Source organism: Winogradskyella wichelsiae (genome assembly GCF_013403925.1).
Lineage (GTDB): Bacteria > Bacteroidota > Bacteroidia > Flavobacteriales > Flavobacteriaceae > Winogradskyella > Winogradskyella wichelsiae.
This window is the reverse complement of the sequence record NZ_JABFDJ010000006.1, coordinates 51633-68331: the sequence shown is the minus strand read 5'-3', so window position 1 is coordinate 68331 and position 16699 is coordinate 51633. Positions and strand designations below refer to the sequence as shown.

At 31.8% G+C, this 16699-nt stretch carries 20 protein-coding genes; 8 read left to right on the top strand and 12 right to left on the bottom strand.

The window, feature by feature from the left end; translation table 11 throughout:
* The first annotated feature begins 31 nt into the window (after positions 1–31).
* The 4 genes from HM985_RS12765 (at position 32) to HM985_RS12750 (ending at position 3488) form a co-directional block, all read left to right on the top strand.
* Entirely contained in the window at positions 32–580 is a 549-nt protein-coding gene (locus tag HM985_RS12765; RefSeq protein WP_179376631.1) for a PASTA domain-containing protein, read from the top strand.
* A gap of 9 nt (positions 581–589) precedes the next feature.
* Entirely contained in the window at positions 590–1627 is a 1038-nt protein-coding gene (locus tag HM985_RS12760; RefSeq protein ID WP_179376630.1) for an RluA family pseudouridine synthase, read from the top strand.
* A gap of 347 nt (positions 1628–1974) precedes the next feature.
* Complete coding sequence (yaaA, locus tag HM985_RS12755) at positions 1975–2733, top strand: peroxide stress protein YaaA (protein ID WP_179376629.1); 759 nt, start codon at positions 1975–1977, stop codon at positions 2731–2733.
* A gap of 29 nt (positions 2734–2762) precedes the next feature.
* Complete coding sequence (locus HM985_RS12750; RefSeq protein WP_179376628.1) at positions 2763–3488, top strand: hypothetical protein; 726 nt, start codon at positions 2763–2765, stop codon at positions 3486–3488.
* Positions 3489–3506: 18 nt separating this feature from the next.
* On the opposite strand, the gene HM985_RS12745 is transcribed toward HM985_RS12750, so the two are convergent.
* From HM985_RS12745 to HM985_RS12725, 5 genes are all read right to left on the bottom strand, one after another.
* On the bottom strand, positions 3507–4628 hold the full coding sequence (locus HM985_RS12745; protein WP_179376627.1) for a PepSY-associated TM helix domain-containing protein: 1122 nt from the start codon (positions 4626–4628) through the stop codon (positions 3507–3509).
* Between the two features lie 64 nt (positions 4629–4692).
* Positions 4693–7065, bottom strand: a complete 2373-nt coding sequence (locus tag HM985_RS12740; RefSeq protein WP_179376626.1) for a TonB-dependent receptor — start codon at positions 7063–7065, stop codon at positions 4693–4695.
* Between the two features lie 243 nt (positions 7066–7308).
* A complete protein-coding gene (locus HM985_RS12735; protein ID WP_179376625.1) occupies positions 7309–7881 on the bottom strand; it encodes a hypothetical protein in 573 nt (190 codons plus the stop codon).
* A 40-nt stretch (positions 7882–7921) separates the two neighbouring features.
* Positions 7922–8998, bottom strand: a complete 1077-nt coding sequence (locus HM985_RS12730; protein ID WP_179376624.1) for a YHYH protein — start codon at positions 8996–8998, stop codon at positions 7922–7924.
* Between the two features lie 152 nt (positions 8999–9150).
* The gene (locus tag HM985_RS12725) at positions 9151–9717 is read right to left on the bottom strand and encodes a hypothetical protein (protein WP_179376623.1); all 567 of its coding nucleotides are present in this window, start codon (positions 9715–9717) and stop codon (positions 9151–9153) included.
* Between the two features lie 181 nt (positions 9718–9898).
* On the opposite strand from HM985_RS12725, the gene HM985_RS12720 reads away from it, so the two are divergent.
* The 4 genes from HM985_RS12720 to HM985_RS12705 all read left to right on the top strand — a co-directional run bounded on the left by HM985_RS12720 (position 9899) and on the right by HM985_RS12705 (position 12548).
* Positions 9899–10696 carry a tryptophan-rich sensory protein gene (locus tag HM985_RS12720; protein ID WP_173587958.1) on the top strand — a complete coding sequence of 266 codons (798 nt, stop codon included), beginning with the start codon at positions 9899–9901 and terminating at the stop codon, positions 10694–10696.
* 111 nt (positions 10697–10807) lie between these two features.
* Positions 10808–12097, top strand: a complete 1290-nt coding sequence (locus HM985_RS12715; RefSeq protein WP_179376622.1) for a DEAD/DEAH box helicase — start codon at positions 10808–10810, stop codon at positions 12095–12097.
* A 3-nt stretch (positions 12098–12100) separates the two neighbouring features.
* A complete protein-coding gene (locus HM985_RS12710) occupies positions 12101–12316 on the top strand; it encodes a DUF6500 family protein (protein WP_179376621.1) in 216 nt (71 codons plus the stop codon).
* 1 nt (position 12317) lies between these two features.
* Positions 12318–12548 (top strand): VF530 family protein, encoded by a 231-nt coding sequence (locus HM985_RS12705; RefSeq protein ID WP_179376620.1) that lies wholly within the window; start codon positions 12318–12320, stop codon positions 12546–12548.
* Here HM985_RS12705 and HM985_RS12700 read toward each other — a convergent pair.
* The 7 genes from HM985_RS12700 to trpA all read right to left on the bottom strand — a co-directional run bounded on the left by HM985_RS12700 (position 12545) and on the right by trpA (position 16583).
* On the bottom strand, positions 12545–13204 hold the full coding sequence (locus HM985_RS12700; RefSeq protein WP_179376619.1) for a hypothetical protein: 660 nt from the start codon (positions 13202–13204) through the stop codon (positions 12545–12547). The two genes, HM985_RS12705 and HM985_RS12700, sit on opposite strands and share 4 nt — an antisense overlap.
* On the bottom strand, positions 13201–14091 hold the full coding sequence (locus HM985_RS12695; protein ID WP_218843422.1) for a YitT family protein: 891 nt from the start codon (positions 14089–14091) through the stop codon (positions 13201–13203). Before HM985_RS12695 ends, HM985_RS12700 begins: the two co-directional genes overlap by 4 nt.
* Positions 14092–14306: 215 nt before the next feature.
* Positions 14307–14759: a tRNA (cytidine(34)-2'-O)-methyltransferase gene (locus HM985_RS12690; RefSeq protein ID WP_179376618.1), complete on the bottom strand. Its 453-nt coding sequence runs from the start codon at positions 14757–14759 to the stop codon at positions 14307–14309.
* Positions 14760–14848: 89 nt separating this feature from the next.
* Complete coding sequence (locus tag HM985_RS12685; protein WP_179376617.1) at positions 14849–15238, bottom strand: DUF805 domain-containing protein; 390 nt, start codon at positions 15236–15238, stop codon at positions 14849–14851.
* A gap of 78 nt (positions 15239–15316) precedes the next feature.
* Positions 15317–15511 (bottom strand): hypothetical protein, encoded by a 195-nt coding sequence (locus HM985_RS12680; protein WP_179376616.1) that lies wholly within the window; start codon positions 15509–15511, stop codon positions 15317–15319.
* A 61-nt stretch (positions 15512–15572) separates the two neighbouring features.
* On the bottom strand, positions 15573–15716 hold the full coding sequence (locus HM985_RS12675) for a hypothetical protein (protein ID WP_179376615.1): 144 nt from the start codon (positions 15714–15716) through the stop codon (positions 15573–15575).
* 96 nt (positions 15717–15812) lie between these two features.
* Positions 15813–16583, bottom strand: a complete 771-nt coding sequence (gene trpA, locus HM985_RS12670; RefSeq protein ID WP_179376614.1) for a tryptophan synthase subunit alpha — start codon at positions 16581–16583, stop codon at positions 15813–15815.
* Positions 16584–16699: the final 116 nt, after the last annotated feature.

Genomic DNA, 16699 nt, shown 5'->3' with positions numbered 1-16699 from the left:
ATTTCTTAATTTTGCCAACAATTATTTTCTTATGAGTTTTGTTAAGTTTCTTACTAGTAAAGTTTTTTTTAAACAAATTGCATTAGCTATTATAGCTGTTGTAGTTATGTGTTTTATAGCCTTAAAATGGTTAAGTGTAACCACCAATCATGGTGAGTTTATAACTGTGCCTGATTTAAAAGGTAAATCCCTAGAAACTGTAGGGATCGAGTTAAAGGATAATCATTTAGCCTTAGAAATTCAAGATTCTGCAAATTATAATCCAAAATACCCAAAGTATTCTGTAATTGAACAAAACCCAGTCGCAGGATCTAATGTCAAAGAGAATAGAAAGATTTATTTAATCTTAAATCCTTCTGGTTATAGAAAGGTTGAAGTGCCAAATATTTTGAAAAGAACTTTTAGACAAGCAAAACCTCAATTAGAAGCCTTAGAGTTTACAATTGGAAAAATAACCTATAAAGATGCTATAGGCGAAGGTGTTATTTCTATGTCACATGATGGAAAAACATTAAAACCAGGCACATTATTACCTTTAACTTCTAAGATTGACTTAGTAGTGGGTAACGGTAAACTTTAAATTTATATAATGCCAAATATTCCTGAAATTTCAGACGACGCAGAAAACGAATTATACGAGCATCATGCTTTTAAAGTTGTTGCTGGTCAACAACCCCTTCGTATCGATAAATACTTAATGAATTTTATTGAAAATGCGACGCGTAATAAAATTCAAGCTGCCGCGAAAGACGGTAGTATTTTTGTAAATAACGTTCCCGTAAAATCGAATTACAAAGTAAAGCCTAATGATTTTATTACGGTAAAATTTGAGCATCCTCCACATGAAAATCTTTTGGTTGCAGAAGATATTGATATTGATGTGGTTTATGAAGATGATGATTTGTTAGTAGTTAATAAACCAGCCGGAATGGTAGTACACCCTGGTCATGGTAATTACTCTGGGACTTTAATTAATGCCTTGATTTTTCATTTTGAAAATTTACCAAATAACTCAAGTGAAAGACCTGGTTTAGTACACCGAATAGATAAAGATACCAGTGGATTATTAGTGGTTGCTAAGACAGAACAAGCCATGGCACATCTTTCTAGTCAATTTGCTAAGAAAACAAGTGAGCGCGAATATGTTGCTATTGTTTGGGGTAATATGGAAGAAGATGAAGGGACTATAGAAGGTAATATTGGTCGCCATCCAAAAAATAGATTACAAAACATTGTTTTCGTAGACGATGATGAAGAGCAAGGAAAACATGCTGTAACACATTATAAGGTAATAGAGCGTTTAGGTTACGTTACTTTAGTGAGTTGCAAGCTTGAAACGGGACGTACACACCAAATACGTGTGCACATGAAATATATAGGACATACGTTATTTAATGATGAGCGATATGGTGGAGAACGTATTTTAAAAGGTACTACGTTTACAAAATACAAACAGTTTGTAGATAACTGTTTTAAAATTTTACCAAGACAAGCGCTGCATGCAAAAACTTTAGGGTTTGTGCATCCTACCACAAATGAATTTATGAGGTTTGAGTCTGAAGTTCCTGAAGATATGACCTTATGTATTGAGAAGTGGCGCCATTATGCAAGGCATATGGATGCGTAGATAAACTTATCTTTTATTTATATCAGCATCTCATTTTTTCTACACAAGCATCTTAAGCTTAATAGAAAAAATGAGATGTTTTTTTATATATTTTATTTTGAATGTGATAGAAGCGTATCATTCAAATAGATCTTCTTCAATTTATTTCTTCAAATATTATAAATGTAAATTACTTGGTGTTATTGATGTTCTCTATGTTTTTGTTATTCTGATAGAAAACACTTATATCGTTATCTAGATTAGTGTTCCGTAATATTTGAAACTCTTTCATATAGATTGTATTTTTACATAGAGAAAGAAAATAGTTTAACCTTTAATAAAACACCTGCTTTGGCAGTTTACGATATATGAAATTAGTATTATCACCAGCAAAATCTTTAGATTACGAAACAAAATTACCAACGACTAAAACGACCGAGGGTCAATTTTTAAAAGAAGCAGATCAACTTAATAAAGTATTAAAAAAGAAATCAGCAAAGGATTTATCAGAGCTGATGCACATTTCAGATAATTTAGGGCAGTTAAACTTTGAACGAAATCAAGAATGGGAATTACCATTTACCCAAGACAATGCCAGACCAGCTATTTACGCGTTTAGTGGTGATGTTTACAGAGGAATAGATGCTTATACAATTGATACGAAGAAATTAGATAAAGTAGAAGATACTGTACGTATTCTTTCAGGTTTATATGGAATTTTAAAACCTTTAGATTTAGTGCAACCTTACCGATTAGAAATGGGGACTAAATTGCCTGTAGGTAAAAACAAGAATTTGTATGAATTCTGGCAAAAGAAGGTGACCAAGGCGTTGAATGAAGAATTAGAAGACGATGAACTCTTTATCAACCTAGCAAGTAACGAGTACTTTAAGGCAGTTGACACTAAAGCTTTAAAAGTACCTGTTGTAAATATTGTTTTCAAAGAATTTAAAAACGACAAGTATAAAATTGTTGCTTTTTATGCCAAATTAGCAAGAGGATTAATGACCAGATATATTATTGATACAGATGCAAAAACGGTAGATGATATTAAAGCTTTTAATTATGAGAATTATGGTTTTAGCGATGCGTTGTCTTCAAAAAATGAGTTGGTGTTTACCAGATAAAGTGAATATAAATAGCTAATTTTGCAGCTATGTATTACTTCTTACTTTTAGCGCTTAAAGCGTATTGTATCTATCATGCTTTTAAAAACAACAAACCTTTTTATTGGTATCTCATTATATTTATTGTTCCCATATTGGGGCCATTAATATATATTATCACTCAGGTGTATAATAGAAATGACACTCAAAAAATACAAGAGGAAATTACAACCGTTTTAAATCCTACAAAACGGATTAAAGACTTAGAAGCTAAGCTAAAATTTATTGACACCTATACCAATAGAATTGATTTAGCAGATGCTTATTACGCAAATAAAGATTTTGATAAAGCCGTTCTTAATTATAACATAACTTTAGAAGATACGGTTCAAGATCCTTTATATGCGAGACAAAAACTGATCTTGTGTTATTTTCAATTAAGTGATTATAATGCTGTAATTACTCAAGCTGAATTGATAAAGGATAAGCACGAATTTAAAGGTTCAAAGCAACAGTTCTGTTATGGTTTAGCTTTAAATGAATTGGGTAAAAGAGAAGAGGCAGAAGTGCAATTAAAAACCATAGATAGACCGTATTCTAATTACGCAGAACGTTTAGAGCTTGCTAAGTTTTATTTAGATAACAATAAAGCTTCCGAAGGAAAAGCGTTGTTAAATGAAATTTCTATGGAATCTAAAAGCTTAACAAAACCTAACCAAAAGTTATACGGAAGTACTATTGTTGAGGTAGAGCGTTTGTTGTCTTCTCTAAAATAAGTTAGGAAACAGTTTTAGTTATTTTTTCTTCTTTTTATAATTTCTTCCATACCATAACAAGAACCCTGTTACGGGTAATGTCGCAGTTAATAAGCTAATTATAAAGGCTATAATTTTACCGACAATACCACCAATGGCTCCGATATGAATATCGTAATTCATTCGTAATACTTTATCTGCAAATTTAGCATCCTTATACTTTCCGTATATGGCTGGTGTTTCAATTTCTTCTAAAGTATTTTGATCAAAAAATCTAAAATCGGAATCGTAATAAAGCCCTTTGCTATTAGAAACTTCTACGTAGATACTTTCGTCCTCGGTTTTAGGATAATGTAATTCGTAGGCTACAGCTTCAGGCGATTCTTTTTGAAGTTTTACAATAAGATAATCCATCGGAATCGTGCTGTTATCACTTAATGCTTCACTTTTATTTTCGGGAATAATAAATGCAGGAACTTTATCTCCACCAATAGATTTATATACAACATACTTTAACCAATTATAAGAAATAACAGAACCTGTAAACGCGACTATCAAAGCTAATGAACAGATGTAGAATCCAATAACAGTGTGTAAATCGAAGTTTTTGCGTTTCCATCGTGTTGTCTTTTTCCAATCAAATTTTAAACGTTGTTTTAGGTTTTTACGCTTTTTAGGGATCCATATAATAAACCCAGATATAATAATTAGAATAAAAATTAAGATAGAAGCAGCAACCAATTGTTCGCCTATTTCTTTAGGTAACCATAAACGTGTATGACCTTTTAAAATGAAAGCGAAAAAACCCGTAAGATGGTCATCTACTTGTATGACTTCTCCATTGTATGGATTAAGAAATACACTTTGATAGAATTCAGGTTCAGCATCATAAAAAATGACTTCTATAGCGTCTTTATTTTTTTTGAAAACTGTTCCATGAATCGTATTATTAGGAAAAACCACTTTAGCATAATCCTTAGCTTCGGTGGGCGTCAGAATAGCTGCATCCTGTGGTTCAACATATTTGTAATCGTCGTATAATCCTTCAATTTCTTCTCGAAATGCCCAAGAACAGCCCGTAATAGCAACAACAAATACGACGAGTCCGGTTGCTAAACCTAAAATTTTATGTAGTTGAAAAATGATTTTTTTTACGGACATATTGTTTTTTAAATTAAAAAAGAGCAAACTTACAAATTAAGCTTGCTCTTTAAGTATGAGTTAATTAAAATTTATATGAGAAAGTACCTAATAATACACGCTTTTGCTGAGGTGTTACTGTACTCCAACCAGAAAAATAAGTTTCGTCTGTAATGTTATTTGCTTTTACACTAACTCTAAACTTACTCGTTTCATAATAAATAGAAGCGTTAAATATGGTATAAGCAGGAATATAAAAACTACCAGTAACAGCTTTGTAATCCGTCATAGTATCATATTCAGATTGACCGTTAAACCCAGTTCCTATACCAAAGTTTTTAAAGAATTTATAGTCTGCCCAAAAGTTGTATGTGAACTCTGCACCAGATTCTCCGTAACGATTTCCTTCCAATTCAGTTGCACTAGGTGAATCTGTTATTTCAGAATCGTTGTAACTAAACCCAGAGTGAATGTTTAAGTTAGTTATTGGGTTGGCATTTACTTCTAGCTCAACACCTTGACTGTTAACTTCTACATCTTGCGTTTTTGTTGCCCAATAATATGCGTTGTCTACATTAATGTTGTAATAACTTAAAGTCGCTTCTAATTTATTATTGAAAAGGTTCGATTTTGCTCCAACTTCAAATTGATTGGCTTGTTCAACATCAAAAGCTTGTAATGTTACATCTCCAGTATCGTAATCTGTAATATATTCAGGGTTGACGTAAGAAAAGCCATTTTGGTAGTTGGCAAAAATTGATAATTCATCAATAATAGGTTGAAAAACAATTCCAAATTTTGGTGAGAATGTAGATTCTGTATATTCATTGTCATCATCAGTGTTTGTATTTCTGTCTCCTTGATAATCAAATCTATCGTAACGTACACTAGCCATTACAGATAAAGAAGGTAGAATATTAATAACATCAGAAACATATGCTCCAAATACATTTTGACGTATATCACTATCTAAATAGCCTAATCCTGTTAAAGCAGCGCTTAAGTTTTCTTCGTTAATTTCTGGTTCACCATAAACTAAATCTCCATCAATATTTATAGTGTGTAAATAACCCCAATTAGAGCTATTGTCAATAATGTTATAATCTAAATAATCAGCACCAACTAATAATTTATTTTCTAAATCACCAATTTTAAAAGTACCTGTAAAATTTTGTTGAAGATTAATTGTTTTAGTTCTCGAGTCCGTATCCTGAGCATATAAATTAAAAAGTGCATCAGAGCCATTCCATAAATAAGTATAATACCCTAATGATTTTGCTAAGCCACCTGAGATTAAGGTTTGAGAAGACCATTGGTCTGAAATTTTCCAAGCAACCTCTCCACGATAGTTTTGTGTAATGTTATTAATAGTAACATCATTACTTGTAAAAGATAAGTCTGTGTTATAATCTAACTCTTCAATAGAATTAAACGCTAACGGAGCATAACGGTTTAAGAATAAGAAAGTTTCGTTAGTTTGTTCATTATCTGATGCTTCATAAGAAAAGTTAAGCGTAAGGTCATTGTTAACTTTGTAAGAAATTGAAGGGGCTATAAATACTGATTTTTTTAAGCCAGCATCCTGAAAGCTATGTTCTTGCTGAAAACCTGTATTGATACGAAAAGATAATTTATCAGTAGGACTAACGTTAATATCTGCATTAAATTTTGCAAAATCGTTAGAACCACCAGCAACTGTTATTTCTCCACCTGTTCCGCTATGAGGTTTTTTTGTAATGATGTTTATTAAACCACCATAAGAAGTTACAGAACTACCAAACAATGTACCAGAAGGTCCTTTAATAACCTCTACACGTTCTACGTTTGAAGGGTTAATGAATCCGTTTGTAATACCCGCAACACCATTGACTAATTGTGGTTGTACTGCAAAACCACGACTAGAATAATAACCAGCACCATCACCACTTCTTCCTGTAGATGACCATAGTTTAGTGATACCTGCCGCATTTTTTAAGGCGTCTTCAAAAGTATTAACGGATTGAGATATTAATAATTGATTGGTAATTGTATTGTAAACCTGAGAGTTTTCAATATTTTTTAAAGGCATTTTAGAAACATAGGCACTTGTTTTTCGTGAAAATTTATTTTTTCGATTCACATCTAAAACAACTTCCTCTAAAATTTCATTTCCCTCATAAAGAATGATGTTATCTAGCGTTAAGTTTTCGTTATTAGAAATTGAAAATTCAATCTCCTTTGTTTTAAATCCAATGTATGAAACTGAAAGTGTGTAATCTCCATTTTCAATATTTGTTATTTCAAATGTTCCATTCTCGTTAGTTTGTATTCCTTTTGTGGTATTTTTAATTAATAAGTTTACACCAATCAGTGAGGTTTTGTTATTATCCGTAACTGTACCAGATAGGCTTGCGTTTTGAGCAAAACCTAGTTGTGTAAATAATATAATGAGTATTAAACTGGATAAAATATTTTTCATCTTACGCTTTATTTAGACTTAATATAAATAGTTAATTTTGGCAAATGTATTTATGTAATATTTATTAACCAAATTATTTATAATAAATCTAAATAATAATTTTTAAGATATGTCAAGGTCTGTTAAGTTCCGTAAATGCTGTGTTTTTATAAGTGAAAGTGTGTGAGTAATTTATAAGGAAAGATAAACGGTTACACCTAAGAATGGTTTAGGTTATTAAAATGCATTAGGAAAGGACTGTTGTTAGTTGAATTTTTTTCGAATAAAAAAGAAGATTAAAACGAGTATAATTAAAATAGAAGGATATAAGAGGTATGATAAATTAGGATTCGTTTCTCCAATTTCTACACTTTCCCAACGCTCATTTTTCAAACTAATGTTTAATTCGTGATTATTAGAGTGGTTTAGAGTGTGTTTTTCTTTAGGAAAACCTTCTAATAAGAATATAACGATTGATTCACTTCGGTGTATATCTTTAAATAAGTTATTATTAATATAAATGGAACTAATGGTTTTTGGTAGTCCAATTATTTCAGCGACTAATTTAGTTTCATGACCTAAATAGACTTTTGGGTTCTTAAACTGTAAAGTGTCTTTATTATTTATAACAATTGAAAAATTATTGTAAAAATGGTTAAGCACCAATTTTTGAAATTCTTCAGGGCTTTTGTAAGCACCTTCTCCGTTAACGTAATTTACTTCCTGTTGAAAAGCGGTTAGTGAGGTGTTGGCTTGTAAAATGATTTGTCCACTTTCCGTTTTAGAAATAATAATATTAGAAAAATCAGGACTGTGAGCAAAAATAAAATTGCTCACTAACATCCAACAAAAAAATAATATGTTTAATAAAGTTTTTTTATAAAGCATATTCACCACGTAAGCCGTCTATAAAATTATTGTTTCCTGCTTTATCTACGTGGTAATGATAACCTCTTATACTATCGTAATGTCCTCTAGATTCATCTAACTCTGTTTCTTCATTACCATTTTTATCTGTATTTTCAAAAATACCATAACCATCAAAAGCATAGCCAATCATTGCTGCGTGCTTATCTTCTTGTTTAATTTTTGTAGAAATACCTGTGGCAGCATGGTAATGGTAACCTTCGTGCAGATTGATGTGTCCGCCTGCATCATCAAAAGGTGCTAAAGTATATGCGCTTAAGATGTTATCTACAGGAGCGGGAGCATTAAAAATTACACCATTAAACGCTAAGCCTCTATTAGATGGCATTGTTGAATTATTTTGTGGTGGACCAGCATGTCCTTCTAGTCTTTCAGGTCTTTCTCCATTTTTAGGTCTTTCATGTCCTGGAGGTGGTCCCCCTAGACCTCCACCTCCTTGAGGGCCTCTAGAAAAACTGTAAGCCGTTTTTGCTTTCTTCGGAGTTACAGGAATGTAGTAAGTGTGCGTTATTCCGGTTACATAAGACGGTAAGCATTCTACACAATAATTTTGATATTCTTCTCCTACATTAGGGTTTGCTGCATCTTCGCATTCTTGTTTTGTGCTTGTTTTTGTAATTTCACCTGTTTCTTGGTTGTATAACATCCAAGTATCATCTTCATAGAATGTGGCTAAATTTTTAACAAAATCACCATCTACATCATAAACCTTTCCATCACTTAACCAAATACCACCAGCAGAAGCATCATCTGATATATTATCTGGACACCAAGGTCCCATGTCATGATCTGTAGGTACTGAAGTCACAACAATTTTGTAACAATCAGCAGTAGTGCCGTCAGAGAGTTCTCTGCTTTCAATTGTAATAGGTTCTGCTAATCCTTCATTTAAAAAGTTATCACTTTTAACCGTTATAACAACTTCATCTTCGGATGTAGTTTCTGAGCTAGCAACATTGTTTTTGCAAGCAGAAAAGATTACTAATAGTGATCCTATTGCAATGAATTTAAAATGATTTTTAGCCATAATAATATTTATCTAGTTGATATGAATTATACTATTCTAATTAAAAGGGGGATATTTATAATAAAACATCACTTTTGGTAACTCTTGATAATAATGATTGAAAGTTAGTTGAAATATCTTAGAGCATAAAATTAAAAGTAAAGTACTATAATCTAATTCTCACTTCCCCATGGGGCAACTGGTGTTTCAATTGTTTTAGTTAAATCAAATTTTAAGCTAAATAAGCGGTCAGATCCTATACGACGAAGATTGTAAGTTAGGCTTGTTTCATCTATAGTAAACCACCAAATATTTGTTGAAGCTGCTGGTAAAATAGTTGAAGTATGTTGGTCTGCAGGAAACATTTGAAGATTTGGTAGTCCTTCATTTGCACTTGTGCCACCATATTGAGTTAGTTTTTCTTCAGAACCATCTTCATGACGATGATCGTGTTTTAAGCTCATTATCTTATCTGCATTCATTTGTAAAACCCAGGTTCGCGATTTATTTTCACCTACAAAAAAAGGAATTCTAATTGTATTGGTTTCGCAAGATCGCACATGCATCACTAATTTTTCATCTGTAAAACCGTCTCCTTCAACTCCGCCTGCCGTAATTTTACCTTGGTATGCTTTTCCACAATGTATTTCTAGTTTTTTCCAGAATTTTTCTGAACTAGTTTGTTCTTGGGCTACAATGTATAGCGGTAATAATAGGATGATATAGATTAAGGTTTTCATGATATTTCTTTAAATTTATGTACTAGTTTTATCTCACAGTTAAACATACAAAATTAACTTTATGGAGACTAATTAATTCTTTAGACCAAACGCAAAATAAAATGATAAATGCATTCAGAATCAAAGCATATAAAAGCTGATATAATGAATGTTTTTTATTTCAATTTAAAATATAAGTATAATGAAAAAGGTTTTACAAATAGGTAATGGTATTGCACTAGTTGCAACAATAGTTATTAATTACCTGTCTAATACAGGGCTATTAAATAACACTACAATAGGTGAAGTTTCTAATAGCTATAAATCATTATTTACACCTGCAGGTTATACATTTGCTATTTGGGGAATAATTTATCTGTTACTTCTAGGTTTTGCTATTTATCAAGGTAGAAGTTTATTTGTGAAAGTTAAGAACGATGATTTTGTGTTAAAAACAGGATGGTGGTTTATATGGTCTTGTCTTTTTAATTCACTTTGGGTATTTGCTTGGATTTATGAATACACAGGTGTGTCTTGTATCTTTATTTTTTTATTGCTCTTTTCGCTATTAAAAATTGTAATGAATAATAGAATGGAATTAGATGATGAACCGTTTCCTATCATTGCTTTTGTTTGGTGGCCGTTTATTATTTATTCAGGTTGGGTTACTGTGGCAAGTATTGCTAATGTTTCTACTTATTTAATAAAAATAGATTGGAGTGGTTTAGGGTACGCTCATATAACTTGGACAATTGTAATGATTTTTATAGCTGTAGTTATTAATTTACTAGTGACTTGGAAACGAAATATGAGAGAGTTTGCTCTAGTTGGTGCTTGGGCGTTAATAGGTATAGGGAATGCTAATAAATTAACAGTAGAGACTATTACGTATGTTGCTTTTGTGAGTGCAGCGATTTTAATTATTAGCAGCGCTATTCATGCTTTTAAAAATCATGAGACGAATCCTCTTCTTAAACTTAAACAATGGCGTAAATCATAGTATTTGCAATAAAATAGGGTATTTAGTAGAGTTGGGACAAAATAACTGTAACTTCGCACCTAATTAAAGGAGTGACCTAAATAAATAGCGTTTGCTTCATAAACACTATTTATGTCATTTAAATCATTGGGCCTATCTGAGCCTATACTTAAAGCTATCCAAAAAAAAGGATACGAAACACCTTCACCAATCCAAGCAAAAGCAATTCCTCCAGTATTAGAAGGAAAAGATGTTTTAGCTTCAGCACAAACAGGAACAGGGAAAACAGCAGGTTTTACTTTACCGTTACTTCATAATCTTTCTACTAGTGGTTCTGAACAAAGACACAGACCAATTAGAGCTTTGGTTTTAACTCCAACACGTGAGTTAGCAGCGCAAGTTCATGCTAATGTAAAAGAATATAGCGAGTTTCTAAATATTAGAAGTACCGTAATATTTGGTGGTGTAAATCAGAAACCACAAGTTAATAAATTAAGTCAGGGTATTGATGTTTTAGTTGCAACTCCAGGACGTTTATTAGATTTAGAAAGTCAAGGATTGTTATCATTAAAACATGTTGAAATATTTGTTTTAGATGAAGCAGACCGTATGTTAGATATGGGTTTTTTACGCGATATAGAACGTGTGATGAAACTAATACCTAAAAAGAGACAAAACCTTATGTTTTCGGCAACGTTCTCTAAGGATATTAAAAAATTAGCCTATTCTATTCTTAATAATCCTGTTCAAGTTGAGGCTACGCCAGAAAATACAGCTGTTGAGGTTATTGAGCAGAAAGTATATCGTGTTGCTAAAGGAAAGAAAACCGGACTTATTATTAAGTTAATTTCTGAAGGTGACTGGAAACAAGTTTTAGTGTTTACTAGAACAAAACATGGTGCTAACAACCTTTGTAAAAAGATGATTAGTGCAGGAATTACTGCTGCCGCTATTCATGGAAATAAAAGTCAAGGAGCTAGAACAAAAGCTTTAGCCGGATTTAAAAATGGTTCTATTAGAGTTTTAGTGGCTACTGATATTGCAGCTAGAGGTTTAGATATTCCGTTATTACCACATGTTATCAATTTTGAATTGCCTAATATTTCTGAAGACTACGTTCATAGAATTGGTAGAACAGGTAGAGCAGGAGCTAGCGGACAAGCTATTTCTTTAGTAAGTGCAGATGAAACTACTTTCTTACGCGATATTCAGAAGTTGATTGGTATGAAGATTGAAGTTGAAATCGTTGAGGGTTTTGAACCTGATCCGAATGCTTCAACTGAACCTATAAAACCAGGTCAGAATAGAAATCAAGGTCGTGGTAGAGGTTCTAATTCAAGAAACTCTGGTAAGCCTAAAAGTTCAAGTTCAGATCGAAATAAGAGTAAAAGTCGTAGTCGAAGTAATGACAGTAGACGTTAATATATGACTTCTGATTTAAAAAATACCATACTAGAAGTATGTGATAAAAAAATAGCACAAAAGGGAACCAATGTAGGGGTTTCCTTTTATGCTTTTTTTAAAAATAAAAATGACAATCCTGTATTATTGATGGAAGCAGCAACTTGGTGGATAAAAACACATCAGCTAGATCATTTTGAAAAAGCAGTAAAGATTAAAGAATTAGTTAAAATCCTATAATTTGTCTACACAGCCCAATAATCCACTTCATGGAATAAAACTAGAGCAAATTATAACAGATTTACAAGCGCATTACGGTTGGGAGTACATGGGTTATGAGATTAAAATCCGTTGCTTTACAGATAATCCTTCTATAAAATCTAGCTTAAAATTTTTAAGACGCACACCTTGGGCTAGAACTAAGGTTGAACAGATGTATTTAAGTTATTTAAAGAAGAATAAAAAAGATTAGTTTTCCTCTTCTTCAAACGGAATTACTACAGCATCAAATTCAGCATCTTTAAATTCGTCTCTACTCATCCAATATTCGGATGTGGTTAGCATATATGAGTTTTTACCTGTTGCAGTTAAATCCCAAATAATAGATTCAGATTCATCAAAAGATTCTTTACCTGCAAGTTGACTTGAAAATAATCTTTTAATTACATTGTTATTGGCTAAAGTTTTTTCAAATGATTTTAAAATGACCTCCTTAGTGATGTCTTCGTTTGGTGTAATTTCAAATTCTATTACTGTCGCTTTTGTGTTTGGGAATGTGCCATTATAAGCCTTGTGTAATAACTGATTAATGTCATAAAGTTGGTGATGTAGTGAGATATCGGGATATTCTTCAGATATTTTATCTAGCAACATTTCGTGAGAGAGTTGATCGATTTGGTTTTCGTTCAGTTGTTCAGAAAGCTTATATTCTAATACAATTGCCGCAGCTTCATTTGGTTCAAAATCCGATATGGCCATGGTTAAGAATTCTAATAATTCTTGTTCTGTAGCATTTGATGTGTCTTCTAATCCAAATTTTTCTAATAAAGTACGATAATCTTCAATACTCCACGCATTTTTTAATTCTTCTACTGTTTTTACGCTATTAATAATTATATGATATTTCATAATTTACCTAATTTTTTACCTTTTTTCTTATCTATATAATGACGTAGCACTCCACCTTTAACGTTATTCACGTCAAATTCAACAATGAAAGCTTTATCATCTATTTCTTCAATTATTCTGTGCATTTTTTTAATATCAATCCTATTGATAATAGTATGGATGATATCAAAATCTTGTTGAGGTCCATTACTTCCAAATCCTTTAGAACCCTTATAGGTTGTTAAGCCTACGCCAAGTTCTATCATAATGGCATGTTTTATTTTTGCATAGTCGTTAGAGACGATAGTAACCCCAATAAAGTCTTCAAAGCCTTCAATAGTTAAGTCGGTCACCTTTGCCGTGACGATGTAAGTAAGAATAGAGTACAATGCAATTTCTAAAGACACAACAAGCGCTGTAATACTGAATAAAACAATATTGAACATTAATATAACGCGACCAATGCTTAAGCCAAATTTATCATTGAGATAAATTCCTAAAATTTCTGATCCATCTAAGACAGATCCGTTTCTAATCGCAATTCCAATACCAGCACCTAAACAGAGTCCGCCAAAGATAGAAATAAGGAGTTTGTCATCTGTAATGGTACCATAATCTCCAAAATGAATTAATAAGGCAAAACTAATGATACTTAAGATTGATTTAATTACAATGCTTTTGGAAACCGTATAATAGCCAAGAATTAAAAAAGGTAAACTAAAGATGACTAATAATAATGAAATGTTTACTCCGATGAGCCGATTAACTAATAGCGCTATTCCGGTGACACCCCCATCCATAAAACCATTGGGTAACAAAAAAGCTTTTAAACCGACACTAGCTAAAATAATACCTAAGGTGATTTGACCTAATTCAGAGAAGAAATTATACGTTTTAGAGTGTTTCAAGTTTTTGATTTTTAGTTGCGTAAAAAGTTACAAAAACCATTTAAAACAGACTTGTTTTACTATTCTTTTTTATAGAGTTACTAGTGTTTTTTTATTACTATTTATGCTTATGGTTTTATATTTAATAATCAAAATTTCACTCTATAATAAGGTAATTCGACAATATACGGTGAGATTAATGATGTTATAGTATTAAGGCGAATTTTTGATCTAAACTATTTTATTTGTTTTAAGCCTTCATAAACTACAATGCCTACCGAATTGGCTAAATTTAGGCTTCTAATGGATTCGCTATACAGGGGGATTTTAAATAATTGCGCTTTATATTGTTCAATAAGCGGCTTAGGTAACCCAACAGATTCTTTCCCAAATACTAAAAACATATCATCTTTAAATTCAATGTCCCAGTGATCTTTAATGCCATGACTAGATAAGAAAACCATTTTAGAAGTGTTGTTTTTAGCGAAGAAATCTTCAATGTTATCGTAATAGATGACTTCTAAATGTTGCCAATAATCGAGTCCTGCACGTTTTAAGCGCTTGTCGTCAATTTCAAATCCAAAAGGTTTTACTAAATGTAGTACTGAACCACTAGCTAATGCTAAACGGCCTATATTACCTGTGTTATTTGGTATTTCTGGTTCTATTAAGACAATGTTTAATGACATAAATTTTAGTTTCTAAATTATAAATGCCTATTCATTGGTTGTGAATAGGCATTTTATATAAGTTTAATTTTTTTTAACTAATTGCTGTATTAGGCAATTACATCTGCAGGGACTGCTTCTTTAGGGTCTGGGCCATAAGCGTTAGTTCCTTTATCTCCTTCGGTAATAAGTAAAACTAATAACCAAATACCTCCTACTACAGGAATTAATGCTACAAAGAAGAACCAACCACTTTTACCAGTATCGTGTAATCGTCTTACTGCAACAGCTAAGCTTGGTACAATAATACCTAAAACATAAATAAAGTAAAGGGAAGAGAGTAAAGGCAGCTCTGTCATTAGGCCTAATCCTATAGATACAAATGCAATAGCAAAAGCAAATATCATATTAAATAATACAAACATCCAGTATTCTTCTCTTCTAGCGCGTCCTGTGAAATTTGCGTAATTCTCTTTTACGACTTTTAAATACCATTTCATAAATTTAAGTTTTAATTGGTTAAGTTTATTTGATACCAAATATAAACTTATATATCAATAATGGAAAAAAAAAGCTATTTACAAAGAACTAAAAATGAATGACTGGGCTTTTTTACTATGAGAAGTATCATTAATCACATCAACATAATCTTTAAAAGTCATGCCATTGGCACCACCTGCAACCCAGCGTATTTTATCAATAAGGTAAGGTTCTGGGAAAAAAGGAGTTGATCCTAAGGTACGGCAAAGTAAAATTATTAGGCGCCATTTCATGGTATAAAAAAAAGTCTATTCAAAGGTTATGAATAGACTTTTTTATTTTAGGTTTCGGCAACTACTTTTTTGTCTGTTGCTCTTTTATAGTATCGGAGTTAATATCAAAAGTGTCAGTTTTCTGATTGATATTAGCCGTTGGATTTGTCGGATTTGTTTGTTTTGTAGTTCTTTTAAACTTTTTTTCATCTTTTATAATTCCCATAATATATCTTTTTTGTGTTCAGCTTAATCTAACAAGTTATAGTTGATTTTGCTCACAAGATTTTCATAAAATCTAGGACTAAAACGTTAAATTATTTTAAGACTTATTCTTAATTGAAGTTACAAAAACATCAAAATTAGTAGGTCCCTTTTCGGTGACATGTTTAATAAAAGCACTTCCAATAATTGCTCCCTTAGCATACTCTGTAGCTTGGGTAAACGTTTCATGATCAGAAATACCAAAACCAACAATCTGTGGGTTCTTTAATTTGAGATTAGCAATACGTTTAAAATAATCTGTCTGAGTATTACCAAAACCAGAATTGCCTCCTGTGACACTTGCAGAGCTTACCATATAGATAAAGCCATCAGATACAGAGTCTATATAACGAACACGTTCTTCTGAAGTTTGTGGTGTTATTAAAAGTACGTTAACTAATCCGTATTTTTCAAATATTGTTTTGTACGTTTCGTTATAAACATCAACTGGTAAATCAGGAATAATAAGCCCGTCAATACCTACATCTTTGCATTTCTTACAAAAAGCCTCAACACCATACTGTAGCATTGGGTTAAAATACCCCATTATAATTAATGGAATAGAAACCGTTTTTCGAATGTCTTTTAATTGCTCAAATAGCAACGCGGTTGTCATTCCATTTTTTAAAGCTTTTGTAGAACTGGCTTGTATTGTGGGGCCGTCTGCCAAAGGATCGCTAAAGGGTAACCCTATCTCTAACATATCTACCCCGCTTTTTTCTAGATTCTCTATGATGCTTACGGTGTCGTTAATATTTGGGTAGCCAGCGGTAAAATATATAGATAATAGCTTATGGTCTTCTTTTAACTTTTGGTTTATTCTATTCAAAATTCAAGTGTTTTTATTGTATTCTGTAATTTCTGAGATATAAAATGTTATTCAGATTTTAAATATGCAAAAAGCAGAGTTTTTAATGTTTTAATAGCTGCTTTCAATGTTGTAAA

Coding starts and splice junctions, on each gene's coding strand:
- HM985_RS12765 (WP_179376631.1), top strand. CDS start 32: ATGAGTTTTGTTAAGTTTCTTACTAGTAAAGTTTTTTTTAAACAAATT.
- HM985_RS12760 (WP_179376630.1), top strand. CDS start 590: ATGCCAAATATTCCTGAAATTTCAGACGACGCAGAAAACGAATTATAC.
- yaaA (WP_179376629.1), top strand. CDS start 1,975: ATGAAATTAGTATTATCACCAGCAAAATCTTTAGATTACGAAACAAAA.
- HM985_RS12750 (WP_179376628.1), top strand. CDS start 2,763: ATGTATTACTTCTTACTTTTAGCGCTTAAAGCGTATTGTATCTATCAT.
- HM985_RS12745 (WP_179376627.1), bottom strand. CDS start 4,628: ATGTCCGTAAAAAAAATCATTTTTCAACTACATAAAATTTTAGGTTTA.
- HM985_RS12740 (WP_179376626.1), bottom strand. CDS start 7,065: ATGAAAAATATTTTATCCAGTTTAATACTCATTATATTATTTACACAA.
- HM985_RS12730 (WP_179376624.1), bottom strand. CDS start 8,998: ATGGCTAAAAATCATTTTAAATTCATTGCAATAGGATCACTATTAGTA.
- HM985_RS12725 (WP_179376623.1), bottom strand. CDS start 9,717: ATGAAAACCTTAATCTATATCATCCTATTATTACCGCTATACATTGTA.
- HM985_RS12720 (WP_173587958.1), top strand. CDS start 9,899: ATGAAAAAGGTTTTACAAATAGGTAATGGTATTGCACTAGTTGCAACA.
- HM985_RS12715 (WP_179376622.1), top strand. CDS start 10,808: ATGTCATTTAAATCATTGGGCCTATCTGAGCCTATACTTAAAGCTATC.
- HM985_RS12710 (WP_179376621.1), top strand. CDS start 12,101: ATGACTTCTGATTTAAAAAATACCATACTAGAAGTATGTGATAAAAAA.
- HM985_RS12700 (WP_179376619.1), bottom strand. CDS start 13,204: ATGAAATATCATATAATTATTAATAGCGTAAAAACAGTAGAAGAATTA.
- HM985_RS12690 (WP_179376618.1), bottom strand. CDS start 14,759: ATGTCATTAAACATTGTCTTAATAGAACCAGAAATACCAAATAACACA.
- HM985_RS12685 (WP_179376617.1), bottom strand. CDS start 15,238: ATGAAATGGTATTTAAAAGTCGTAAAAGAGAATTACGCAAATTTCACA.
- HM985_RS12680 (WP_179376616.1), bottom strand. CDS start 15,511: ATGAAATGGCGCCTAATAATTTTACTTTGCCGTACCTTAGGATCAACT.
- HM985_RS12675 (WP_179376615.1), bottom strand. CDS start 15,716: ATGGGAATTATAAAAGATGAAAAAAAGTTTAAAAGAACTACAAAACAA.